This is a genomic window from Halalkalibacterium halodurans (assembly GCF_005671335.1).
Classification (GTDB): Bacteria; Bacillota; Bacilli; order Bacillales; family Bacillaceae_D; genus Halalkalibacterium; species Halalkalibacterium halodurans.
In genome coordinates this window covers 2,178,561-2,204,336 of sequence record NZ_CP040441.1, presented here as the reverse complement: position 1 = coordinate 2,204,336, position 25,776 = coordinate 2,178,561, and the positions used below count along the sequence as shown (strand labels likewise).

Genomic DNA, 25,776 nt, shown 5'->3' with positions numbered 1-25,776 from the left:
CTCCCTTAAATATTAGCTTGAAGCGTTTCTTGCTTTTGAAAAACGGTCCCCCTCATTTCAAAGCAATATTTTCCATTATCATCTTTCAACCATAAGTTCTCTGGAGATGGCTCCATTTCAATAAAGCTCACTTCCTTATTTTTTTTCAATAAACTATGGAGCATTTCAACGGAAAAGAAATTTTCAAAGTCGAAATAATAAGGCTTTTTTTCAGATTTCACTTTAAAGAATAAGTATCTAGGGAGCTGAAACTTTTGCTTGAGCCGTTGCATTTCAACATAAATCAAAAACGGATCTTCCTGATTGCAAATAGTAAGAAGTTCTTCAGCCCCAATGTCCCAACGTTCGCGTTGAAATATAACATCGTTAATTTCAATCCTTGGAGTATGTCCAGTAAATTGAATAGCAGGTGAGCTGACACGAGATGGAGCAAAGGCCCATAAGTGAATGTTCTCGTCTCCACTGTTGTATAAATAATGCTGATTTCCATTTGTATCGACTAAAGATAATTCGTCGCCTTCCTCTGTCACATATAAATCACGGATCTCCACAACATGATTCGCCCTTTCTGAAGGAGCACCGAACAGTTGAATAATGGTTCCTGGAAACGACTCATGGATAAGACCTTTGTGCCTCCGTGTATTTAAAATCACGGATAGCTGTCTATACATAGGGAGCTTTTCTAGCATTTGGTTTATTTCCTCATTTACTTTCTCTCTCTCGGGGTCAAAGAGTAACTGTGATCCCCACATAGCGATAAACTGATGAACTTCTCCCAGTACAATTTTGTAGTCTCCCTTAGCTAGAGCTTCTATACTTTTAGCGGAAAACATAATATCTGGAGACGTGTGGCATTCCGCATAATTTCGGAAACGATCAAACAGACGAACATCGCTTTCCGAGAGTTTTGCTACACCGTTGTCTTGACGTATGTGTACAAGCTGCTCTAGTTGTTGATGAAAATGTTCCAGTGGGGAAAACGATAAATCAATGTCTTCGGCTTCAAGAAGTGCTTGCGACTGATATATAAATTCACAATAAGGAATTTGACTTCGCTGTCCTTGTATTTTTTTAAATAATCGTCTAGCGATCGTTTGGTAATAATTGCGCAAAACATCGCCGTATGCCGCGCTAATATCAAAGATAGGTTTAATTCTTTTCATGAAATCTTCATGGAAATGTTTACCGAATGACATTTCGTTAATTGTCCCTTTGCACTCCTCATAATATAGCGTTCGATCTGCGTACATTTGACCTTGGTTCCGCCTTGCTGGAAGATGGGTCACTTGTTCAAATAAAGTCTCCATCTGTGCTGTCACTTTTTGGCGGTATGCTAAATCCTTTGTCAAAACTTCTTCCTTGTATTTAACAAATTGCTCTAAAATGTTTAACCACTCGTTCTTAAGGTCACTCGGAGGTAAGTTCTGTACCCATGAATATAGGTATGTAAATGGGTCGAAAATCGTTGAAGGTATCTCAATGTCAAGAATAATCATTTTCTTTTGTTCAAGCTGTTTTAAATAATGATTCAGAGTCGGCATCTTCAAATTGAGTTGGTGTGATAATTCATACAATGTGTGCGAATCGGTAACGATGGCTTGAAGAATTTTCCGAAATGTTTCAGGCAAATGAAGTTCCTTTTTGATGTGAATAAAACTTACTTTGTCATGATCATACTTGCACATAGGATGTAATTTTGGGGTTAGATATGGACGAAAATCTGCTTCTTCCGCGATTCGTTTCGCTAGTTCTTTTACCATCCAAAATGAGTAATGAACGATGCGATCGCTATACTTTCCCACTGTGCTTTCTAGCTTTACATTCGCAAGTTGCTCCTTATCCCATTTCGCATAATTCATAGGGCCAAAAAAGCTAGCTGTATCATTTTTTGAACAAAAACGTTGCAAGTAGGAATAGAAGCGCATTTCCAACGTTCTAATTTTTGAAGGTCGTTTATCAAAATCGCGATAGGCTATGAATTTAGGATACGAGATGTTAAAAACATCAGGATTGGAAACATACACAGCTTCGGCGATGTAAGGGTCTTTGAAGATCATTTGTAGGTATTTTCTCTTTTCCTTAAGCTCTAATTGAAAGAATGCGTAAGCCTTTTCCCTTTCTTTTTCTCTTTGATCTTCAATGTTTTTCCAGCGATTTAGAGCAACAAGCAGAGGATGTTCTCCCGTAAATAACTCCCTTAGTTCGTTTATTTCTCGGTCTCGCACCGCTCCTTTCCCTAGATATTTTCTAAGTCTTGATAGAAGGTGTAACCCCTTTTTATGATCGTGTTCGGCAAGTTGGACAACACTTTTTGGAATAAGGTTGTGAAGAAGTTGTTCTGTTACTTGTTTTTTTTCTCCATCCAATTGAAACATCTTTGTAATTGCAGAGCTCGTTTGTTTCCAATGGAGTTGCTCTAATATTTCAAATGGAAACCCTGTTTTTCGAACGACTAGTTTTGATACAAATTCCCAGTTTACATCATTAACATTCACGCTAGTCACCTCCACAAAATGGTTAAAAGTCTTTAAAGTGGGTTAGGGATATGAATAGGATAAAATGGTCGACCTATTTTTGTTAATGGCTCCTCTAATGATGTTCCGTCATCGCATATTTTTCCTCCTTGCTTTATTAACTGTCGTTTTTCCTCGAGGCGAGTTGCGAGATGGTTATCGCCGAACAGTCTAGCCATGAATGCAGATTCATTTAACCAGTAAATGGCTTTTTCCCATTGGTGATCTTGACATGCATAAAGGGCGAGTTCCTGTGCAATGAAACAAGCATGAAAGGCATCATCAATTTTTTTAGCAATGAGATAAGCTCGGTCTATGTTGGACAACCCTAACGCTCGATCGCCGCTTTTTATTTGTAGTGCTCCGAGTCGAAAAAAGTAAACTTTAGTGAAGGCTTCAGTCGCTCCTTGTGTTACAAATGATTCGAATTTCCTCCAAGTAGCTAAGGCTTTATCAACATACGTCATTTCCTCAAATAAGACGCTTAAATTTGAGAGAACGTTAACCTTTAGGTGGAGGGCATCTCCTCCCTGATAGGCTTTAATATGTTTGAAGGCTTCCTGTGAGTAATGTAATGCGGTTGGATAATCGTTTTCTCTAAACGCTGATAATGCTCGAACGTTACATAGCCATCCCTTTTCAATATCTGCCTCTTTTCCCTCAAGAAAATTGGCTTCCTTAAATCCTTTTTCAATCCATGCCTGTGCTTGCTGTTCTTGTCCTAACCTTTTGCTAGCTAAAAGCGCAAGGTACATGCAAACAGCGCTTTTTCTTTGGGCGAGATTCGTGAACGTGAGAGTCATCTCGTAGCAATCCATTGCTTCAGAAAAATTGCCGCAAAAGGCGTTTGTAAGCCCCTTTTTCATCCAAAAGAAGGAAAGGTTCTCTTTGTCATTTGTTTGATTCAACCCATGTTCAACAAGGGTCATACCAGCTTCATAGTTTCCCCACATAATGAAATGCTGTACGATCTCCTCTACCTTTGTATGGATAACAGCGTCAGGTTCTGTGATCCATGAGAGAGCTACCTGTTCTTCAGCAGTCATAGGTCGATCCATCGGACGAACCGCTAACGATCTTTCTCTCCTGTCATTAAAAACCAATCCTTTTTTCCATTCTTCGATTATTTTTTTGCGCATCGCTCGTGATTCATCTTGCCATGTTGTTGGGATTTCGCCAATATAAAGCTTGATGAGACTTTTTTCTTGAAGGATGCTCGAGAGATAACGAATAAATTGAAGGCTGACTCTGTCAGCTTCTGCTAGTTGGTAAAAGGTGATGTTTAAGCGTCTCGTCTTTGCTAGATGATAAAGAAGTCTTGCGATCCCCCAAACGATACGAAAGATTTGTTCGGATTCTCTTGATAATCTTCTTTCGGAGGAACCAGCCGTTATTTCTGCCAATGGCTTCCCTTCAATAAGGGTCGGATCTTCAGGAAAAAGAAAAAGTAATTCTGAAGAAAATTGGGCTTTCAATTCAGGAACATCACGGTTAATTAATTCACGAAGCTGCCACCAGCATTCTTTAAGTGCATAAAAATTGTGAAACAGTTTTCCCTCAAAGGAAATGTTCAGTTTGATTTCCTCAGTAGCATGATCTGAATGGAGGGTTCCTATGAGAAGGTATTCAACCGGATCCAGCGTATCGGTTTTTCCGTGTCTTTCAGAATCAATTGTTGGAAATTCACGCATGTTCAGAAACCTCCTTAATCCCCAATTTATAAACACTCATCCGTAACTCGCACGAGTGACTCCCTTTTCTTGACTTTAGCCACAAATGATGAGGATCTGGCAGCATTTCCTCTATTGTAATCTCATTATTTTCTAGTAAAATTTGCTGCATTAACTCAAGGGAAAAATAGTTTTTAAAATCGACCCAATAAGGCTTTCGAACATCAGAACCCTTGATGTAAACCACCTCTGGTATTCCTTCTGCCTGTCTCCATTCCTCAACTTTTTTTAATAGCAAAGGCCCTTGTAGTTGGTGAAACAGATCTACCAGCTGTTTTGTATAATAAAACCATCGTTCTCTTTGGTATACGACATCATCAATTACAATTCGTGGTGTATGTTTCCCGCTAGAAATCGGGACATGGAGAAGCATCGGTTTGGAAAACATCGCAAAAGGTAGATAGTGCACTTGATCAGCAAGTGGAACATATAATTCAATAGGTCTGGAAGTGTTTTTTTCTTGTAGTTCAAGGTGTCCGTCATCATTGCGAACCACAATAAGATCCGTAAGCTTGATCGACTCTTTGCTAGAGTCCGGCTTCTCTGCATATTCAATGACTGTTGTTGGATAATCATAGTAAGCTTTGTTTCTTCTCATGATTTCAAGGCCCGATAGGACGGTTCCATCTTCATGATCAAGCTTCTGTACGAGTTGAACCAGGTCCCTTTCAAGTCTCTCTTTGTCTTGATAAAAATAAGTCATCCAATTATGCATTAACAAGTGGTGGTGTAGCTTTGCGAGAATGATTTGCACGTCTCCGTTACGTAACGCTTCTATATTTTCCGCTTGTAAAAACAAATCCGGTAAAGAATAAAAGGAACGATTCGAAGGGAAAACATTTAATTGATCAGAAGTAAGCTTAACAACACGCTGTTCAGTCCCTTTCTCTCTAATAATCGCCTCTATTTTATTCGAAAACGATGATTTTGGTAGTTGAGGGACATCTGGGTACGTTTGGCGCAGTTTGTTGATGAACGACGAAAAAGGGATTCCAGAATTGGCGAGTTGTCTCTTTTCATCGTTACGCGCCTCTACCTGCATGTCCTCATACACGTTTCTTCCTAATTCTTGATAGTAAGCCCATATTTCCTCTCCATAAGCAGCGCTCATATTCAAAGATCCAGCGAGCTTCGTTTGTAAATCCTCAATAAAAGGTTTACCGAATCTAAATTCTTGTATATGCCCTTGCGCATCTTCATAGTAGATGAAGCGATCAGCGTAAAGAGAAGCTTTTCCTCTACGACTAGGTTCTCCTGTTAGCTTGGTAAACGTTTCTTCTAAGTGAGCAAAACTTCTTCGCTTTTCTACGATCGGTAAGTTAGCTAGTTTAGTAACCTCAGATGCTAATTCGTCAAGTGCCTGACACCACTTATTCTTCGCAGGGCTATCTGGAAGCTCCCTTAGCTGCTCAAGCAAACGGTGTAGTGGATGTACAACGGTGGAAGGGATTATCCACTCTCTATGAATGAGTCCTTTAGAAATTAATTTCTCTAACGATGCTTTCAATTGTCCTGCTTCGATATGATTGAAATGATTTTGAAGTTCCCATAAACAAGAAGAAGTTTCTTGAATATAATGCATGATTTCCATCATCCAAGCCGGAAGATTAATCCGTTTTCCGGAGGACAACACAACATACTCCTTGCGTACGACAATCCAGGACGGGATTTGCAAAGGGACATATGGTGCTAACTCATTCTCTTTTGCAACCGCTTTTGCCAATGCCTTAACAGCCCAATAGGATAAGAATGCTTCCCGCTTTTGTAAATCTTTAGTCTCAATAAACGATCCGTCCCAATACTCGTCAATATTTGGCTCAACCTGACCGTAATTTAATGGTCCGAAAAAACTTGCCGATTCATTCTTGCCACAAAAGCGCTGAAGGTACGTAAATAATTTTTTTTCAATTCTTTTCACTTTTGATGGGCGTGAATGAGATTGAAAATGCTTCATATATCGGTCTATATGTTGATACATATCGGGATTAGATATAAACACAGCTTGACGAAAGTCTTCCGAATCGAAGTAAGCCTTTAACTGCTCTCTTTTTATTGCTAACTCTTGATTGAACTTAGACTCTACCTGTTCCCATTTCGCATTTTGAAAGATTAAGTCAAAGGTTTGTTGCATTTTAAGTTCCTTCATCCATTCATAAGGGAAGCCTGTGCTCCGTAAAACAAAATGCCCAAAAAAATCCCAGTTATTATGGTCTTCATTTATACTAGATTGTTTCACTGACAACATCACCTTCTAACTTTTTCATAAATGTCGAAAAAGGCTTATGTGAATAAGTGAATCCCATTCGCAATTCACATGTTTGGGGTCCGTTCTCTCCGTGCCACCATAGAGAATCTCCGTTCGGCAGAAATTCCACCAATTCGAGTGTGGAGGTTTTTTTCATTGTTCGAAACAGCCAATCTAACGCCCAATAGTTACGAACATCAACAAATACAGGCTTTTCTGTTTCTTTCCATTTGACAAAAAATTGAGTAGGAAGCCCATATCGTGATTTGAATTTTTGACCAGCTTTCATTAAATCGAACCCAGAAGGAATGTTATCGTCTACTTGATCACACGTTATTTTCCATCGTTTTCGTTGGTAAACCATATTCCCTAGGTAGATTCGGTCTGTATAACAATCCTTAGCATGTTCATTACTGTCTAGCTCAACAGGGATGATCCGCGGCAAGGAAAAAGCCCCATGAGCAACAGTTCGTACATCTCCTGGATATAGAAAAAGGTTTTGTCCTTGATAACGTAACGTTAAAAATTGTTTAGACCTAGCGATTTCTACTTCACTCATAGGAATCACTTTATCTTGTGACTTGATAGATTTTGACGCTAATTCTATCGTCCATCCCGGAAGCTCTGGGGTAATGTGCTTGTGTCGTCGGTTCGAAACAACACTAGACATCTGACGCCAAATAGGAAATGAGCAAATCATAGCTTGTAATTCTTTTTTTAAGGTAGTTGTTTCAGGATGAAAGTATCCGAACACACCGTCATATATTGTGCTCCAATCATCATGAATCTCACCCACTACTATTTGAAATTGTCCATTCTCTAGCTCTTGCGGTGACTTTGATACAATCATTAAATCTGGACTTGGAAGACTAAAAGGCATAAGTTCAAACACTTGGTCGACTAACGGTTGATATTCTTGAAGCAAGTCTTCCACATGCTCTCGTAAAAGGGCGTAGCCTTCAGGAGTCCGAGTTAACAATGAACTAGCTCTTTGCTCAAATTCTTTTACCCTAATAGAAGTGAAAGGGTTATCTCGCTGATCGACAATTTGAATGAGTTCAGAGTATGCGATCGACTGGCGCCCCCTACGAATTTTCTCAAAAGCTTCTAGTGCGTGGGCTTGATAGTCTAACCACCTTAGTGCAGCAGGAATTTTAAGAAACTCCAATAAAAGAGCTCCTTCTGAATAGATACGCTGATAAAGGGAGTGTCCGATTGTTAATTTTTTCACGCTTCCAACACAGTCTTCAGTGATAATTAAACGGTCTCCATATAGTTTTCCCTCTTTGCGTCGAACTTTTTCTTCATACCATGTACTGAGCCATTTTTCAGCTTCTTGAAAATGCTTCATTCTATCAGGCCATCTCACTTTTTCGAAGTTGTGGCGTAAGTGAATAGCTTCTTCAACAAAGTGGCGCCAGTGCTTACCTACATGTTCCGGTAATCTATTTACCATTTCTTTTAAGTCTTCCAATTGTTGTATACGTGTTGCGCACAATTCAAGTTCATGTCGAATGATACCTGCTTTTTCTAACTGTTTCAGCATCTGCATCATTGTATCTAGACTCATATTTAACGATTTAGAAAGTTCCTCAGGAGTCGTTTGCCCATCTATCCGTTCTAATAGAGAGAGGTAAGCACTTGGAAGTTTTTTCTCCTTTCCAATAAAATGATATGTTGCTAAACCTTTTCTCACTCTAACCAACGGGTTTTTTCGAGGTGAAATATACGGTAATACAGACGGGTCTTGACTGATTTTACGTGCCATCTCTCGGACACACCATTGACTAAGGAATGAGGCTCTTTGCTGTAGCTTGTGCTTTTCAGTATGTTCAACTGTGATCGCCTCTTCTGATGTTGGATCAAACTGTCCAAAGTTGATTGGCCCGAAAAAGCTTGTTGTATCATTTTTTGTACAAAATCTTTGCAAATAACTATAAATAAGTAGCTCATTCTTCCGGATATCTTTATTTCGCTTAGGACCTTTGTGATCAGATGTTTCCCAAGCTTTCACGTGGCGGTTTAAAGCTTCGTGAGCAGAGGGGCTACTTAAAAACACCGCCTCCTGAAATAGAGGATCACTGGATAGCTCTTTTAGCCATACTCGTTTCTGAATGAATTCTTTGTTAAATTGTTGTTCACCATCTGATAGAAGCTGTTCTTCTATCTGAAATAGCCTGTTCCAGTCACGGGGGAATTCTAGCCATTCAGCTGGATAACTTCTTGATTGCCACCAGTTAAATAGGTGGTTTGGGAGAGGACTGCGTTGAATAAAATACTTTTTCACTTTTTTCACTCGATCGTACTGCTGTTCTTTTATCTGGGTTTGTCTCCACTCCCAATCCATCATTTTGTCAAAATAATTGTGCAAAAACTGTTTAGCGAGTATCTCTTTTTGTTCTTCTATCTGGAGCCAATTTTCCAAAATGTTCGTTAGTCGATCAACGTTCAACTTTTCGATAAAGGCAAAGGGAAAGCCTGTTGTTCGCAAAACAAATCGGTTCATAAGCTTCCAATGATTTTCAAGTTTCGATGTTGGCATAAGCTTGATCCTCCTTTCCACTCAGATGATTCACTTCTGGTCGAATCATGATTCCTCGAAGCTCACAACAATAACTTCCTTGATGGTTTCGAAACCAAGTAGAGTTGCGATTCGGTAATAACTCGCTAAACGTGATCTTTTCTTCTGATCGTACATATTTTAGTAAGAGATCAATTAAAAAGAGATTGTGAAAATGAACATAAAAAGGCTTCATTTCGCTATCTACTCGCACAAAGACTTCATCTGGTAATCCAAATTTTTGTTTTAACTTCCATGTGTGTAGAATCTGTTCATACTGATCTTTATTTGATACGTCACTCCACTCGGATGTAGGGATAATCCAAGTCTCTCGTTGGATGACAACATTGCGATATTCAATGCGTGGTGTATGATTTTCTATGTGGAACTTAGGAATGACAACGCTCGGTTCGGAAAAAATAAGGGCAATCGGGTTGTTTGGTTCCCCCATGTGAGGGATGATGCGTTCCTCCTTTTGATTTTTTATTACCAACTCTCCATCTTCCTTTGTGACGTATAACTCAGCAAACGGATATACATGTTTTTGTTCTTTCGCGGAAGCTCCCATGAGTGTGATGCTTTTTTCGAACATTTCTACAAAAAAATTTTTGCCTGCTCTTTGTTTAAGAACAACGTTAACAAGATGTTTTCCGTTCGGTAGAGATTTCATTGATTGAGTGACTTCTTTTATCCATTGATTACGATTAGGATGAAAGTATAGCAGGTTACTCATACCTTGAGTCCCCCAATGGACTTCTCCAATAACCCATTGAAAGTCACCTTGTTCGATCTTTTCGAGATTTTCGGCCTGTAACATTAGATCTGGTGAGGTGACACATAAGTGCTTATGGAAAGAGCTAGAACGAATTTGTTCTTGAATCCATTCATCCTGTAACTCAATCTTTTTTGATTTCTGTAGTGTCTGCATGGAAACCCAATTTGCTAATAATTTTGAAGGGCTTTTTTCACCTAGATCTATTTCGAATGCATGTTCCTTTAATGCAAGTAAAAAAGTTAAGAGAGGGACTCTGTCTAAACCATTCCTTTCTATAAGTTGGATAAAGATTTCGTGAGCTTTCTGTTGTGCTAAATTTTTCTTTCTCACTGCGATTGAGTATCCCCAATCCAAAATAGGGCTTATTCGAGACTCTATGTCTTTTTTCAAGTTTGTACTTAGAGTAAAGTGTTTTATATCTCCGGCACATTCCTCGCAGAATAAATGACGATCGGCGTAAAGCATCCCTTGTGCTTGAGTCGGTTCTTTTCCAGTTATCGAACGAAATAAGTTACCTGCTTGTTGTAATATTCTCACTTTTTGTTCTGCGTCTCCATTGCTATATTCAGCTTGCCACAACTGAAATTGATTGAGCCGTGTGAGCCATTCTTTGCGTAATTCTGCGTTTGGTAACGATTCAACAAAATGCATCAACTCTTCAAGTAGATGATGGTGTGATGGACACACTCTATATCCTCTTTGGACGATTCCTTTCTCTATTAATTTTTCTAATTGGTCAATAACAGGCTTGGAATACGCTTGATTCAAGTTTTCGTTGATAGTACGCCCGTCTGATTGTCTTAGAATATAGATTACATCAGCTATTAGCGTAAGTTTTTTTCTTGTCTGTGCTTGGATGACGCCATCATCAGTGAGGTAGAAGCTATCTTGTAAAGAAAGGGGTAGATAAGGCCTCCATTCTTCTTCACGATTGATTTCATTAGCAAGTGCTTCGACCGCCCAATAAGCTAAAAAACTACGTCGTTTAGAAGGAATGCTCCCCGTTCTTATGTATTTCACAGGTTCAGTTTGTTTGTAAAATTGTCCATAATTAAGTGGTCCAAAAAAGCTTGTTGTATCATTTTTAAACAAAAAACGTTGCAGATAACTACTGTAAGTTCTTTCCTCATACCGTTTTCTCCAAGGTTTCATGTCACTCATCGATTTTTGAAGATAGCCTTGCAGCGTTTTCCATACTTCAGGATTTGAATGGGCAATGGCTTCTTGAATTTTCGGCTCTTTAAGGATAGTGTGAAGAGATGCTGTTTTCTCTTTCCATTCATTTTGAAGAACGGTTTTCATTTCTGCACGCTGTTCCATTAACATTGCTCTACGTTTATTATACTCTTCGATCCATTTTTTCCCTGGAGGCAAATTGACTGGCCATTTTTCAATTCGAATGTCATTACCTTTTGAAACCTGCTTTTTCATTTTATAGATAAGCTTAAAAATAGGGTCGCCTTTTGGATACGTTAATTGCATAGATGCGACCCACTCATTAAAGTGAAGAAGAAACCAATCTCTTTCAGATTCGTGTGATTGTTCGAGCTGAACATACTGTTTAATTTTGATCATCGATTGGGGGAACGTCAATCGATCCATCAGGTGTTGAGGGAATCCCGTACTACGGACAATAAAATCAGATAAAAATGACCACATAATCGCCTACCTCCTTTCAACCATCGCAAAGCGATGTAAGCCAAATGATCCTAGTTTGTGGGATTGGTCCTTGCCTTCAAGCTCTTCAGCCACTAAGTGACCGGTCCAGCCGCTTAATAAAACACCGTGACGACTGTGACCGGTTGCTAAATACCAACCCTCCCATTCTGGTACATAGCCAATAATAGGCTGACCATCGGGTGTCGCAGGGCGGAGACCGGCCCATAAATGTTGTATTTCCCAATTTTTAAGTTCTGGTACATAATCAAATAGTGGTAATAGTTCCTGTATGCCTTTAGCTGTGATAAATTTATTAAACTTTTCTTTTTCACTTGTTGCACCAAGTACCACGGTGCCATTTGGCTTGGATAAAATATAACCTTTAGATGTATTAATCATGACATTTAAGTCAGTATCCCCTTGCTTCAAAACGATAAGTTGTCCTTTTAATGGGTAGACAGGAACCTTCACTTTTGCCAACCTAGACAAGAGATGAGACCATGCTCCGGCAGCTAATATTGTTGTTTCTGCTACTATTTGTGTTCCTGTATTTGTTACTACTCCGTACATACGATTGTTTTGATGGATGAACTGAATAACCTCTGTTTGTTCACGGATTGTCACTCCTAATTGTCGTGCCATTCTGGCCAAGGCATTTAAATATAATGAGGGTTCCAGATGATACTCATCTGGACTGCAAATAGCCATTCTTAAATCGTTAGAAAGTAAAGGCTCTAGGGTGCGGGCTTCTTCAGCGGACAACCTTTTGATTTGAGAGTTGGTTTCAGTTTGCATCAACCAATGGTCTTCAAGTAATGCGGCTTCTTGTTCATGAAGCGCTAAACGTAGTAAGTTTTGTTTGACTAAACCGCTAGAAATTTGTGTTTTCTCCTCTAGTTCTGGAATCCATTGGAGCAAGTATTGTAAGGATTCTCGTGAAAAAATAGAATAGGGGTCATGTCTGTCTACTCCTTCAGCGACTGTTGTTAATAAGCCTGCTCGACCTCCGGAAGCCTCTTGGCCAAGTCTGTCTTTTTCAACTACTAGTACGTTCGCTCCTTTTTTAGCGGTATGGATTGCAATCGATAAACCTATGACCCCGCCACCTATTATGCATAGGTCAAATCTCTCTTTCATATAATCCTCCCCGTCCTGTTACGTTAAATTCTCATGAATAACGCTGAAGCGAAATTCTGCTGTGTGCTTGTTCTCTCCACGAGTGAACCAGAGAGAGTCTTGTGCTGGGACCATTTCAGTAATACTCACATGTTCATTTCTTTTTAATAGTTGATAAAGAACCTCAAGGGTAAAAAAGTTATGAAAATCGACAAAAATGGGCTTCGGCTCGTTGTTTCCTCTAGCATATACATATCGCGGCATGTTGTAGTTTTTTCTTAAATCGGTGGCCCAATCTAACAGGAGCCAATCCGTATAACCATTAACCCTTACCAGTAGCTCCTCACAAGCGAATGTCCACCGCTCTCTTTGAAAAACAACGCCGTTGATTTCAATTCGAGGTGTATGCTCCCCGATCTGGATGGAGAAAGACTTAACACTAGGCAAACTAAAGATTTGATTTAGCGGTTCTACGTCTGTCTCTAAATCCATTAGTTTCGGCTTTTCACCCTCAGTTACATAAAAACGTTCATTCTCATAAATTAAGCCTAATTCTGCAATCGATCGGACATATTCACGTGATTTCATCGAGCGACCTAGATTTTCCACGGTTGTTCCTTGGCTTAACTCAGGTCTAAACGTTTTCCCTGGTGCCCTCGGTCCAACATGCTCTAGCCAGAATGATTGTAAAGTAGGGCCAAGATGATGATAGATTTCCTCATTCAATCGAAGCTGATCCGGATATACAGAGTTGAGTACACTCCAAACTTGAATTCCGCTATGGACCTCCCCAAGTATAAGTTTGTACTTTCCTTGATTAATTGCATCTACATCATCTGCTGCAATCATAATATCTGGACTAAAGAGTGCCACATCTGGTTGAGGGAAGTTTAAGCAAAAGGCATCCACATCCTCTTTTCCAATCACGATACTTCCTTTCTCAAATGGGTGTAATGCTGTCCATTCTGACAACCTATTGTCAAATTCCTTGAGCTTTTCTTTTGCATACTGAAGGGCCTCAGTCTTACATCCTTGCATATGCAAGGCAAATGTTAGGAAATTTACATCACTATTAAACGATTGATATTCTTTATAAGCAAATTCAGTTAATGCTCGATGTTCTACTGCTGCACGGCAAGAGATGAGTTTAAAAATTGGTTCAAGTTGCTCTTTCCATTGTTTTTGCATGTTCAATCCAATTCGGCATGTTTCTACATCACCTCGGGCTTCTTCAAACACAATTAATCGATCCGTATAGTGCTTACCCCTGTCTTTTCGGGAAGATAGTCCAACATTTTGTTCAAAAGAGTTTTCAAGTAAGGTTAAGATATGGCGACGTTGTTGGAATGATTCGCTTTCCTTCCATGTGATTAAATGACTCGACCACTCGTTGATTACATGTAACCATTTTGATTTTGAAGAGCAATCATTTGGAAGTTGTTGTATCTTTTCCTTCAGTTTTTCAAATGGATCAAAGACAGACGTCGGAAAGTCAATTTCTAAAAGGATTATACGTTTTTCTTTTAATTTTTGAATACGAGCGATACACTCGGCTGTCGATAGGTCGAGCATGGCGGCTATTTGATGGATATTATGATTACCGTCACTATACCGAATCATTTTATGATAGATCTCAGGTAATTGGATTAATTTTCCATTGGATGACTGTCTAAGGTTGGAGTTTTCTCTTTTAATAAATGGCGAAAGTTTTGGCTTGAGATAGGGCAGGATGGAGTCGTCTTCTGCCATGTAGTTCGCTAAGCTTTGAACAGCCCAATATGACATAAACAATTGACGTTTGATTGGCCCGTTAACGTGTAATTCTAATAATCCCGGTTGTGATGTAAATGTCCCGTAATTTGTAGGTCCATAATAACTTGCGGTTTCATTTTTCGAGGTGAATCTTTGCAAATAGATGGCCGCCAGTTGCTCTTTTTGTCGCTGTCCACGTGGACGGGATTGTTCAAGTTCTTTGGAAAGAAAATGTTTAAGTCCGTTATGATAAGCATCTGGGGATGATAGAAAGACCGCTTCTTGAAGGCTTTCGTTCTCTAAATATACCTGCTTTAAATGATGTCGTTGACGATCAAGCTCAGTTTGAAAGGTTTTTGAAATTTGCGCCTCTAGGTAATTCATTTTTTCTATCATATCTTCCAACTTGATCTGAAATCCAGCCCCTAAGTTGGCTAATAATTCAGTACTCCCTTTAGCTGTCGGTATTTTATAACGGCGTAACTGACTGATTAATTTCTTTTTTTGTTTAGTTGTTAAGTCGAGCATCTTTTCTAGTTCGTTGTTGCACTCACTTATAGTCTCATTCCACTTTTCATCGAGCCTCTTTTTTTCTTCTACCAGGTTCATCGTATCGGTAAAAGTGAACTGGGTAAGCCACTTTAATGGAAATCCGGCACTTCTCAAAATCATATGAGGAAAGAAGCGCCATTCCCCTTGGTCTAATGGATCATTAAGCTTTTCGTTTATGAATTTGGTCGTCATTTAGACACCTCCTATGTTGATAGTTGTTGCCGTTCATCTACCTGTTTTTCTTCGTTTGTCTCAAGCTCGTTGAATCTTTTTATTCGACCCAAGATCAACATTGTAATGGCTAATGTTGCTACTATGACTCCAGATAACGCATAAATCATCGTAGGGGTATAGGCTCCAAACAAATAGCCGAACGTGGCATAGGCTAAAAACTCACCTATCCAAATGGTAACCGTGTGAAATCCGAAAACTTTTCCAAGGTGCTGATCTGCAACTCGTTTTTGAATCATAGTCACGAGCGGGACATCAACGAATGGTTGGCTCATACCTACTATGAACAAAAGAATAAATGGAAGCCATAATGCAGAACTAAATGGCATAAATAGAAAGACGATACCTCCAAGAAGCCAAGCGAGCATCATCGTACGAAACGAATTTTTGATGCTTAATCGAGCTAAAAGTAATCCAGCGATAAGATAACCAAAGCCATCTGCACTAGAAAGAATGCCAAAGCCGGATGAGTCTAGGCCGATTTCATTTGAAACCATTAAATTACCTAAATGGGCTATCCCACGTCCAAAACAAGTGAAGGCTGCAAATGTCATTAATACTGAGTAAATGAGCCGGTCCTGAGTTACCAGTCTTAGACCAACAGCGATATCTTTAAACATGTGTTTCTGATGTTGTTCGACTTTTGCCTGTTTGATATGAACTGGAATGAGTAAAAAGACGGAGACAATAAACAAAATCGCGTTCATAATCATGATTTGACCTGTGTTTAATAATGTTAGGCAAAACCCAGCGAAAACTGGACCTATTAACCAGAAAGCCATCCGACAACTATTGGTGATCGCGTTTGCTTTCATCAATTGGTCGCTGTGGACAATTCCAGGCATAGCAGCTTTGTAAGCAGTCATTGCGAAAAGTCGTAAAAAACCTAAAGAAAAAGAAGCTAACATGAAAACCAACTCATTTAAAAGTTGGGAAAAAGCGAGCATTCCTAACAGGATCATAATGACTGCTCTAATGACATTGCAAAGCATAACGATATGCTTACGGTTAAACCAATCCGTAGCCACTCCAGCGACTACTCCAAAAATGATTTGGGGAATCGCAGCAAGTAATAGTGTTAACGCCAAAATTCCAGTTGAGGAGGATTGTTGCCATACAGTCCAAGTGATTAATAGTGCAGCAAAGCTCTCTGCAATTGGTGAAACAATTTGTGCTAACACCCAAAAAATGAAACTTTTATTTTTGTGCAACGGCGTCATTTGTGCCAACCGGTTTCTCCTCCTCTAAAACCAAAGCTTATGAAAAGGGTAGTAAAATCGAGAATTAGGTTTTGGAAGTAAATGATGCAGTTGTATTTCTTCTCTTTTAAACCGCTCGAGTCTTTTCAACCCATCCTCAACTTCTGTTTGATGCGAGTTTTTTAAACGATTTAGTTGTCTGATAAATGGTTGCTTTTGGACTCCTATTAATTGGCATACGGCGATGCGAGTAACGGTAACATCTACCCACTCCGTTATCATATGCACTTTCTTGCACCCTTCGGCACTTCTTTCAAGCCACTTTACTGCTTGATTTGGTTGATTTGCCTTTAACCAAATATAAGCTGCGCTCCTAGCAATCCACTCTTGCATGTACCAATCACCCATGTCAGAACATGTTTGATAAGCCTTCAACAACCAATTTACAGCTTCTTCGTACTCCCCTATCTCTCCTTTTAAAAACCCGATTCGAAACCAGTGGCTCATTAACAACTCATCGTTGAGATTGTCCCCTCTTTTAAGGAATATTTGTTGCGTCTGGATAGCTTTCTCTATCTTTCCGATTGCTTCATAAAGGTAACTGGAGTTCTGAGTGAAAGCTGCGGATAATAAGGCAGCATCTTCTTCTTCTACGAGCGTGATGTAAGTTTTAACTTGTTGGAGAGCTTTTGCTGCTGCCGAAAGGCGTTTTAATCGATAGAAAATCAAAGCTTCTACATTGTTTAACCAACCCATTTCTCGATTGGCAGCTTCCCCAGTTTCGTTTTTTAATAAAGCTTTCCCTTGGGTGACGATGGGTAAAGCTGCCTCCGGTTGTTTAATGTGATTGGCTAGAAGCAATGCATAGAAGATGCAAGCTCTTGCTCTAATGACTTTTGAACATTTTGATTGTTGCACGATTTTTTGTAATATTCGTGCTGCAGAAGAGAGCTGCCGTTCAAACAAATAGGCTCTCATCATAATCATTAAAGCTTCTGCTTCCTCGTCATCATTATTTGCATTGAACTTCAAATCACTGCCGTGACTTAGAGCAGCATAACCTTCGCACCAAATAAGAGCTCTTTCTAATGGAAGAGAAGAACGATTAATGTCTATCGGCTGCCTTAGGTGAGTTGGCTCCAATCGAAATGTTCCAATAGAGTTATAGAAATCCTTGACTCTACGGTATATTAATTGATTAACATCTCCAGGCATTTCTTTTTGTTGATTTTTCCAGAAATAATAAGTATCAAATGCAATCGGCATTTCTTTTGAGCGTAGTATTAGTCGTTGCAGAAAAATGGTGCTTACCTTATCTAACAAAGAGATGTTTACTTTAAAGATCCAAGGGACATCCAACATTTCATTTGATTGACGAAGTTCAAGCAAATAGGTCACCATATCATTTGAAATCCTTAATATCTTTTCCATATTCGTTGAAAATTGACGATCTTTAGGATGGGCTGGTAAAGGTGTTAGCCAGCATTCTCTATTATCAAGCATCGCTTGTTCTAAAATGTTATGTTGCAAATGATCGATCGCTTGTTCTTTGTATGGAATCACAATTTTTCTCCATACTTCTTGCATAAGCATACCTGGACTGTACGTATCGTCTAGTAGTTGAATGTAAATCCCGCTTCTCTTTGGAAGAGAGAATGGGTCGGTATGTTCTTTTCCAGTAAAGCTCGGAGAAGCAGAGAGCCACTGACTAGACGGGGATCGGTCCATCCATTCCTTTAAGCTACTTTGTGCAGACTCATTGATTATTTTCATAGTCCACCTCTTTTAATAAATTACCAACAAAGACTTTATCCATATCGAGGGTGAAAGGATGTTGTGGAATGTTGAAAGATCTCCATAGCCATCTTTTGCAACAGCTACAATCGAACGTAACATTTGAAATAATGGAGCCTCTATTCTTACACGAGAGATTCGTTCAACTCGCTGGCCTTCATGTATCTTCCATCCATCTGCTTTGAACATGAGACGTCCGGCTATAATTTGTCCATCAAAGCTACGATTGATTAGGAAACCTGTTTTCATTTCCTTCAGTAGATTTTCTGTAGACCTTGTACCCGGTTCCACTAGCAAGTTTGTATATTGGATTTTCGGTGCAAGGTCAAAGCTTTTTCGATAGGCTCGACCATTCGATATCTGATGATGCTTGGATGCAGAAGTTATGGAATGAAGTGCATGTTGAAATGTTCCTTTTGCTAGAATCGTAATATCTTGACTTAGAACACCTTCATCGTCAAAGGGAGAGCTCGCGATTGACTGAGGAAGATGGGCTTGATCCTTTAATGTAAACACCGTACTTGCTATTCTTTTTCCTTTCATTTTCCAAAGCGCAGGAACACTGCGATCAATCGTATCTGCTATAAAAAGATTGCCCAATGCTTTAATAAATTCTTTCGTTCCATTCTCAGATAAGATAATTGAACTTGTGACAGCATTTTTGTTATTATTGGAATTTTCGATATATAGCTCACGTTGTAAGGAGTCATAAAGATGATGCCAATTGATTTTCGAAAGGTTGCGGCAAGAAATTTTAACATTTGCGCGCTCTGTTTTGCGATGAACTAGAACAGATAACGTGTGACGACAATGTTTCTTTTCGAGCTCTCTTCCTTCCGTGTCCTGATAAAAAACATTCTTCTCTTGCGATTCAAAATGAAGGGTTGGAGCTGATGTCAGTTCAGGGATTGAACCAAGAATGGCCCTCCCACTATGTAAAAATTGTTCTATTTCAGTATAACTTTCCACCGGATGATATAATTCTAAATCGGGGAAGGTTATATCGATAGGGTCCAGTCGTTTGGGGAACTGAGACTTAACCTTATGTTCACTGTTCCATTCATGCCAAGGCTGTTCTTTCACACTAGCCATATCAGGTAATTGTCGGCTAATAGTAGTCATTCGGTCTTCCGTCCACTTTCGTACGGTAGCTCCGGTAACTTTTTGTTCGGAGTACAAATGCTCCAACTCTGTTAGTACCCAAGAGTAGTTTGTTGCCTCTTCTCCAAAATACTCTGCGTACGTTCTCATCGGTCTGCTCCCTTCACGTACCAGTCTAATACTCTAACGGTCGGTGATCCTGCTGATACAGGTAGGGGAGATTGACCTAATTTTCCACAACCTCCACGCACTTCGGAATGAATCGCAAAATCATTACCCACTCTATCAATTGATTGAAGTAATTTTTGCCCATCACCCTTTAACGTTGTTGGCAGGATTGGAGAGGTTATTTGTCCCTTTTCAATCAGGTATCCTTCTGCGACATGAATCTCAAATTCGCCAGTAATCATATTAACATCTCCATTTATCGCTTTTTTGACGTATAGACCCACCTCTGTATCGCTAACCATTTCTTCTGGATCGTCTGTTCCTGGTAATAAAAACGTATTAGACATGCGAACAAGCGGTAAATGTTGATAATTTATTACACGTCCATGCCCGTTAGTAGGGTGGCCTGTGTGTAAATGGCTTAAATAATTGACTACCCTTCCCTTTTCTATTAATGTTGTTTGTTGTGCGATCGTTCCCTCATCATCAAGCGAATAACTTCCAGGAAGCCCTTCTTTTGTCGGATCATCGATAATCGTAACCTTTTCACATCCAACCATAGCACCTAATCGTTGATGAAAAGCAGACTGAGGGATGGAAGCAATATCGGCTTCTAATCCGTGACCTACAACTTCGTGAAATATACCAGGTGCCGCGAGCGGGCCTAAAATTAAAGCATAAGATCCTGAAGGGAAAGGCCTAGCATCTAACTTTTCCATTGCAGCGTTAGCTGTATATAAGACTAATTCTTGCAAATCCTCTTCCTGAACATTTATTGGAGATAACCAGCTACGAGTCAAGTTTGATTGCTTCGTACGTCCCTCTTTTTGGACTGTGATATAAAAATCTAGCATAAAGCAAGTTCTAATATCCTCTTTCAACTCTGAACTAGAGGTACAAAACCAAATATGCTGTTGGACCGATTTCCAATAAGCTTTCGTTGAGACCACTTCAGGAGCATATTGGCAGGCTGATTCATGCATGCATTGATTCCATAATTCCACTTTCGAATTTAAAATATCTTCCCTTACTTTTCCCCAGCTGGGTTCCCATTTATTTAAAACTTCTAATTCATTCAAGGGTAAAAATTGTTTGCATGTCGAATACAGAACATCTGGATCAACGGAAGATATTGCTTTAAGCTTTCGGTATTTTCCGCTATTCAAGCGAATCGCGCTTCCTTCTTCAGTTAATGTTTTAGACTCTACTTTCTCGAGATTCTCGAAAATCACCCAGTCTGTTTTTTTTTGTTCTCCAAAAATATGCAAGTTTTGCATTTCAAGTTCCCCTTATAAACGCTTATTGTGTATAGGAATCTGCTCACACTTAGCAGATTCCTATACAGAAGGTTTCCCGAATTAAAGAGCCAGAGGAGCGACTTTATCTTCAATTTCCTCTAGATCAAAGTCGATGTCATCAAGGTCTTCAATTTCTAATTCTAGATCTAACTCTTCTTCAGGTGTAACCTTGTCGGCCATGTCTATCACCTCCTTTACTAAATTAACCCATGAGCATATCTTTGGAAGTTATCTCTTGCCGATAAGCAAAGGTTCGCAATTCACAACAATAATGGCCTCGATCATCCTTCAGAAATAAATCCTCCACCCCTGGGTCCATTCTGGAAAACGTAAACCATTCTGCTTTTTTAGCCATATTGAAAAACAAATCGACACAAAATGGATTATTAAAGTCAAACCAAACAGGTTTTAGCTCTTGAGAAAATCTTAAGTATCCTACTTGCGGTAATTGATATTTAACCTTAATCTCTTGTAAACACGCCATTTGTTGAAATCCATCAAGTGATGCATGGACTTCTCCCCAATCTGTCGGCTCGAAAACCCAATGTTCCCTAATTAATGTGACATTTCCTAACTTTATTGCTTTGTGTCTCCCTTTTGAGTAATTGGATGAAGGTTCCATCATAGGTGAACAGAAAAGTGCAAAAGGGAAAAAGCTTGTTTCGTTAAATCCATAGGCAGGGGGATAAAACATTAGAGCATTATCAGTTCCTTGTAAAAAAACAGCCACTTTATCGCCTAACCTTCTAACCTCCAAGTCATATAGAGAGAATGACTTCTCATCTGGGTATTCAGAATGACCTGTAAGCTTTACTGATACACCTGGGTACTCTTGCGGAGTACTTTTCATTTTCCTTTGAAAGATCCAATTAGCCCAAGTAAAGCTTGGATTCTTTTCTGGCATAGCTTGCCGGACTATTCGATTGATTTCTTTTTTGTCAGGATGAAATTCAAACATCCAACCATCGGCGGTAAAACCGTGATGTAATTCCCCTATCACGATGGATGCTACATTGAAACGATTAGTCTCAAATTTTCCTTTTACCATTAAATCAGGTGAGAGTAACCATCTGAATGAGTTAATCTCCTTCCGCCAGCTTCGGATAACTCGGTCCGGGAGTTTAATTGAAAGGTAGCCATTACGATCAACTAGCCAAGGTGAAAGCAGATCGGTTGCTGATTGGTTGTCAAGGCTTGGAGGATAACGCAACCAATAGGAAACCCATTTCATTAACGGAATCGAAACATTTCCATTCGCCAATTGCTCGAATTTCTGGACCGCAATATTTTGCCAAGATCTCCAAATGTCTAGGCGTAGTTTGGCATGAATCAACAAAGCATGATCTAACTCTGTCCATAAATCGACAGATAGGGTGACGGGTAAATATTGCTGATCATGGCATTCTTCATACAGCAATGTTTTATCTGCGAAGTATTGCTGATTCTCTCCTTGAAAAGCCTCCCCTGTTATGTTTGTAAATAGTTTCTCAGCTTGAGCTAAGGCTTGTTCTTTTTCGTTTGGTTGAGTGGACGTCTCAAACAAATGTCTAGTCTCCTCAAGTTGATCTAGGATTCGTATCCATATTTCTGAACGAGGATCATTACAATCTTCAACCCGTTCTCTAACAAGCTTCCACCCATCTACCGTGGACGATGGGAGATTCCAGGCATGAGCCTGCGGCATTAAATCCTTTTTTATAACACTTAGCAATTTTTGTAGCCCTTGATAGGCAAAATAGGCTTTTCTTTTCGTAATTTGCCTAGTTTGAATCAGCTTGCCTTGATTGAATGCACCATAACTGATAGGGCCATATTCACCGATAGTGTCATTTTTAGTTGAGACCCGTTGAAGATAGGCGAAAAGGGTTCTACATGTTTGTTTTTTTTGTGCATCAGTTAGATTTTCAAGACGATTCTCCTTAATCCAGAAATGCCAAAGCTTGTGGTTCAATGTATACAGAGCTAATTCATATTGGCTAGATTGAAACCTCTCAATTAACTGTTGTTGTAGTCGTTCAAACTCTTCATGAAAAGATTGTTGCGCCTTTTTCTTTAAGCTTATTAATGATTGCTGCTGTGAGCAGTACTCATCAATCAACTTTTCCATTCCCCACTTGGTAACAATGATTTTATCTTGTTCGGTTAGTGGGTTTCTTTTTTTTATTCTTCGTATGACTTTTCGTTGGTGCGGAAGACTTATTCGCTCTACTGGTACAGACCTAATTTCTTTAATCCAATGGTTGCACCATTGATCAAATGATTGTTGGCTTTTGCTCCATTCATTTAGTTGCTTTATTGATTCTTTTAACCTTAAGTTCAAAACCATCTCGATGGGGATAGAGGTACTGCGGAGCACAAATGGCTTTAACCAACGCCATGTGGAAGTATTGAACCACACTACGAGCTCTCCGTCCTTTCACAATAGAGATTGGTCAAGTCAAAAGGTCGGTTAAGTTTAGAATCTGGTTTTTGAATGGCCCATTTAACATAGCTCTTCCACTTGTCGTTATCTTGATGCTCCCACTGAGTTAACATATCCAAAACCATTTGAGCGGCATCACCTTTTGTGTGTGTCTGTAAACACGCCTCAATTTCTTTCATCCCTTTGTGACTTTCTCCTAACTGATTAAAACAAATAGCTATTGCTGCAACTACTCGGGGAATATCTTCATCTTCTAATAATTTGTACTTTGCATTTAAACTACATCTAAACCATTGAATTGCTTCAGAGAAGTTCTCTTCCTCGAAAAGAATAGCGCCTAAGCCTCTGGCGATGATATCCATATGAAAATAGTCGTGCAGTTCTGCTGCGATCTTATAACTTGCTTTTAAGGCTTCAATCGCCTCGAGATAGTTTTTCATTTTGTAGAGTAATCCAGCTTTTCGATACAAATAATGTTTTGTAAACACTGGACTAGATTGTAGAATGAACTTATCGAATTTCATCCATTTTGTTAGGGATGCGTCTACTTTATTCATGTACTCATACAAAACAGAAATATTGGAAAGCAAATTTATTTTGATATGAATGGCATCTTCTGATCGATCGCCCTTTTTAATATGCTCAAGAGCTTTTCGACAATTTTTATAAGCATTCACTAAATCTCGCCGCTCAACAAACGTGAGAGCTTTTAGGTTATAAAGCCAAGTGCGTTCTACCTCTACTCGATTTCCAGTAAGTGATCCTATGTTTTGAAGTGCGTTGTCAATGATTTCCCTGCCAAGTAGTGGGTTGTTGAGTCGCTTAGTATACAACAAAGCGATAAGTAGCTGTATTTCTGACTTTTGCAGTGTGTCTTCTGAATTTTTCAGGGCGTATTGGAACAATGTGAGAGCTTTCTCATACTTGAGCATGAATGCGTAGCCTATGCCGATGTAAATCCATACTTCTACCTTCGTTTTGTTTTTAAGATGATCCATATAAGGGGAGGTCTTGTTGATAAGGAAAAGTGCGTGTTCATAGTTTTGAGTAAATATACTTTCTTCTAGAGCGTCAATCACTTCGGAGTCAAGATTGTCTAACTTTCTTTTATGTATGCTTTCTAGGAGAGTTGTAGTCGTCTGAACCTCTTTAGTCATAAGTTGCGTATTCTTCTCAGAAGCGATAATGGTATTCTTTTTATGAAAGAGATCATTTGTTAGTGTTGGTTCTAACACAAGTGGGGAAGTCTGTTTATGTGCTGTATGAAGCAGTCGATTACGGTTTTCAGCTAAGCTAATGTAAGGCTGGTTATCAGTGTTTATTTTAAAGTTAAAACGCGGGTCATTATCGGACGCCTCAGAAAACGTTGCAACAACAACAGCTTGACAATGATGGATACATTTAGATAGGCGTGTAAAGCAACGAATTGTATGTTCGTCCATTTTATCAATTTGATCAAAAAGAAAAACAACGTCTTTGCCTGTATGCTCTACATATTTTAAGAGAAGGCTTACGACCATTTGGGTGACTCTGAACATTTGTTCAGATTCTTTATGCAATCTACGACGTGAGGGAGAAAGAGCTATTGCGTCTAATTGCTTAGCATTTCTAAAGGGTGGTACGGAAGTTAGATCTGGGAAGAGATAAATGATTTCCGGAGCAAAGGTTTCTAAAAAATTGTGGTATCCTTTTTTTAGTAGATAAGTAATGATGGTTCTTAATTGAGTAGCTATTCCACTATAACCGGTTGTTTCCCAAACTCCTCCGATCGTCAAAGTCTCTATGTTGTTGACAAGGTGTTGTTTCAACTCTTCGATAATTGCAATTCGATTTTCTTTTTTATGAGTGAGAACCCACACTTTATCTTCACAACAATTTTTATCTTTCGATTTTTTCTGATCGAAGACTTTTAAAACATGTGATACAACATCACCCGTGTAAGGAATTTTCTTTCGATCCCATTCAACGTCTAGTTTTGTTCGTTCGGATAACATTCCTTCACCTCGCTATCGCCTATACTTATTAAAACAAGAATATGCAAAAAAGGTGTGGCTTTTAATAAGCAAAGAATCGACAAAAATCTATTTCACGACCACGTCCCCTACTATTTGTTTATCGTTAGCAAATAGGGTCAGCTGGTGAAACTTGAATGGATGAAACGTGTTAAGACGAATAGAATTTCTTTTTATTGTTCATGATAGGTCCCTCCTAAAATGTAGCTATGGTTTAATTTGTTAAATAGTTACGTTCATAATATGATACCCTAAAATAAATGTCAAATTATATTTTATATTGCTAATATTATTTACATTTTCTATAATTTGAAAATGAGGATAATCTATTAGTGCAATAGTTTCTATTTTTTTATGAGATGAAAAAGGTATGACTACTTTAGGTACAATAATAAGAAAAAGAAGGGAATTGTCACGACTTACATAAGAAGATTTAGCAGCAGAGGAAATCAATAGACTTATTGAAAGAGATCTGAGTTTCCCCATTTTTAAAAGTGTTTGAATACTAAAGTCAAACATGAGGAAAGTTTCGCGGGGGAAAATAGAGAATTTTACCTAGCTAATACACTTAGTCATTAGACTATTACTTAAATCAAAAAAGTATCATTAATGTTAATCAAGCTTTTGCAACATTCTGCTGTGAAGCTGA

Annotated in this window: 14 protein-coding genes; all 14 read right to left on the bottom strand. The window is 39.0% G+C overall.

The features are described 5' to 3' along the window. Window positions 1-5: 5 nt before the first annotated feature. A complete protein-coding gene (locus tag FED51_RS10650) occupies window positions 6-2,495 on the bottom strand; it encodes a lantibiotic dehydratase (RefSeq protein WP_053431141.1) in 2,490 nt (829 codons plus the stop codon). A 32-nt stretch (window positions 2,496-2,527) separates the two neighbouring features. Further along, window positions 2,528-4,204 (bottom strand): hypothetical protein, encoded by a 1,677-nt coding sequence (locus FED51_RS10645; protein WP_138090519.1) that lies wholly within the window; start codon window positions 4,202-4,204, stop codon window positions 2,528-2,530. Next, window positions 4,197-6,479, bottom strand: coding sequence for a lantibiotic dehydratase (locus tag FED51_RS10640; RefSeq protein WP_175414319.1), 2,283 nt, complete (start codon window positions 6,477-6,479; stop codon window positions 4,197-4,199). The genes FED51_RS10645 and FED51_RS10640 overlap by 8 nt, the downstream gene beginning before the upstream one ends. After that, window positions 6,466-9,030 (bottom strand): lantibiotic dehydratase, encoded by a 2,565-nt coding sequence (locus tag FED51_RS10635; RefSeq protein WP_053431144.1) that lies wholly within the window; start codon window positions 9,028-9,030, stop codon window positions 6,466-6,468. The genes FED51_RS10640 and FED51_RS10635 overlap by 14 nt, the downstream gene beginning before the upstream one ends. Beyond that, window positions 9,011-11,482: a lantibiotic dehydratase gene (locus FED51_RS10630; protein ID WP_138090515.1), complete on the bottom strand. Its 2,472-nt coding sequence runs from the start codon at window positions 11,480-11,482 to the stop codon at window positions 9,011-9,013. The genes FED51_RS10635 and FED51_RS10630 overlap by 20 nt, the downstream gene beginning before the upstream one ends. A gap of 6 nt (window positions 11,483-11,488) precedes the next feature. After that, a complete protein-coding gene (gene thiO / locus FED51_RS10625) occupies window positions 11,489-12,619 on the bottom strand; it encodes a glycine oxidase ThiO (RefSeq protein ID WP_138090513.1) in 1,131 nt (376 codons plus the stop codon). 18 nt (window positions 12,620-12,637) lie between these two features. Continuing rightward, window positions 12,638-15,094 carry a lantibiotic dehydratase family protein gene (locus FED51_RS10620; protein WP_138090511.1) on the bottom strand — a complete coding sequence of 819 codons (2,457 nt, stop codon included), beginning with the start codon at window positions 15,092-15,094 and terminating at the stop codon, window positions 12,638-12,640. 11 nt (window positions 15,095-15,105) lie between these two features. Beyond that, the gene (locus tag FED51_RS10615; protein ID WP_233443917.1) at window positions 15,106-16,353 is read right to left on the bottom strand and encodes an MFS transporter; all 1,248 of its coding nucleotides are present in this window, start codon (window positions 16,351-16,353) and stop codon (window positions 15,106-15,108) included. Window positions 16,354-16,377: 24 nt separating this feature from the next. Then, window positions 16,378-18,105: a tetratricopeptide repeat protein gene (locus FED51_RS10610; RefSeq protein ID WP_010898196.1), complete on the bottom strand. Its 1,728-nt coding sequence runs from the start codon at window positions 18,103-18,105 to the stop codon at window positions 16,378-16,380. 12 nt (window positions 18,106-18,117) lie between these two features. Continuing rightward, window positions 18,118-19,248 carry a TldD/PmbA family protein gene (locus tag FED51_RS10605; protein ID WP_161598561.1) on the bottom strand — a complete coding sequence of 377 codons (1,131 nt, stop codon included), beginning with the start codon at window positions 19,246-19,248 and terminating at the stop codon, window positions 18,118-18,120. A 125-nt stretch (window positions 19,249-19,373) separates the two neighbouring features. Next, complete coding sequence (locus tag FED51_RS10600; protein ID WP_010898194.1) at window positions 19,374-20,672, bottom strand: TldD/PmbA family protein; 1,299 nt, start codon at window positions 20,670-20,672, stop codon at window positions 19,374-19,376. Between the two features lie 81 nt (window positions 20,673-20,753). Next, a complete protein-coding gene (locus FED51_RS10595; protein WP_010898193.1) occupies window positions 20,754-20,873 on the bottom strand; it encodes a pearlin biosynthesis carrier peptide BhaA in 120 nt (39 codons plus the stop codon). Between the two features lie 22 nt (window positions 20,874-20,895). Beyond that, complete coding sequence (locus tag FED51_RS10590) at window positions 20,896-22,791, bottom strand: hypothetical protein (protein WP_138090507.1); 1,896 nt, start codon at window positions 22,789-22,791, stop codon at window positions 20,896-20,898. Between the two features lie 299 nt (window positions 22,792-23,090). Further along, on the bottom strand, window positions 23,091-25,109 hold the full coding sequence (locus FED51_RS10585) for a tetratricopeptide repeat protein (RefSeq protein ID WP_010898191.1): 2,019 nt from the start codon (window positions 25,107-25,109) through the stop codon (window positions 23,091-23,093). Between the last annotated feature and the right edge of the window lie 667 nt (window positions 25,110-25,776).

Coding starts and splice junctions, on each gene's coding strand:
- FED51_RS10645 (WP_138090519.1), bottom strand. CDS start 4,204: ATGCGTGAATTTCCAACAATTGATTCTGAAAGACACGGAAAAACCGAT.
- FED51_RS10635 (WP_053431144.1), bottom strand. CDS start 9,030: ATGCCAACATCGAAACTTGAAAATCATTGGAAGCTTATGAACCGATTT.
- FED51_RS10630 (WP_138090515.1), bottom strand. CDS start 11,482: ATGTGGTCATTTTTATCTGATTTTATTGTCCGTAGTACGGGATTCCCT.
- thiO (WP_138090513.1), bottom strand. CDS start 12,619: ATGAAAGAGAGATTTGACCTATGCATAATAGGTGGCGGGGTCATAGGT.
- FED51_RS10620 (WP_138090511.1), bottom strand. CDS start 15,094: ATGACGACCAAATTCATAAACGAAAAGCTTAATGATCCATTAGACCAA.
- FED51_RS10615 (WP_233443917.1), bottom strand. CDS start 16,353: ATGACGCCGTTGCACAAAAATAAAAGTTTCATTTTTTGGGTGTTAGCA.
- FED51_RS10610 (WP_010898196.1), bottom strand. CDS start 18,105: ATGAAAATAATCAATGAGTCTGCACAAAGTAGCTTAAAGGAATGGATG.
- FED51_RS10605 (WP_161598561.1), bottom strand. CDS start 19,248: ATGACTACTATTAGCCGACAATTACCTGATATGGCTAGTGTGAAAGAA.
- FED51_RS10600 (WP_010898194.1), bottom strand. CDS start 20,672: ATGCAAAACTTGCATATTTTTGGAGAACAAAAAAAAACAGACTGGGTG.
- FED51_RS10595 (WP_010898193.1), bottom strand. CDS start 20,873: ATGGCCGACAAGGTTACACCTGAAGAAGAGTTAGATCTAGAATTAGAA.
- FED51_RS10585 (WP_010898191.1), bottom strand. CDS start 25,109: ATGTTATCCGAACGAACAAAACTAGACGTTGAATGGGATCGAAAGAAA.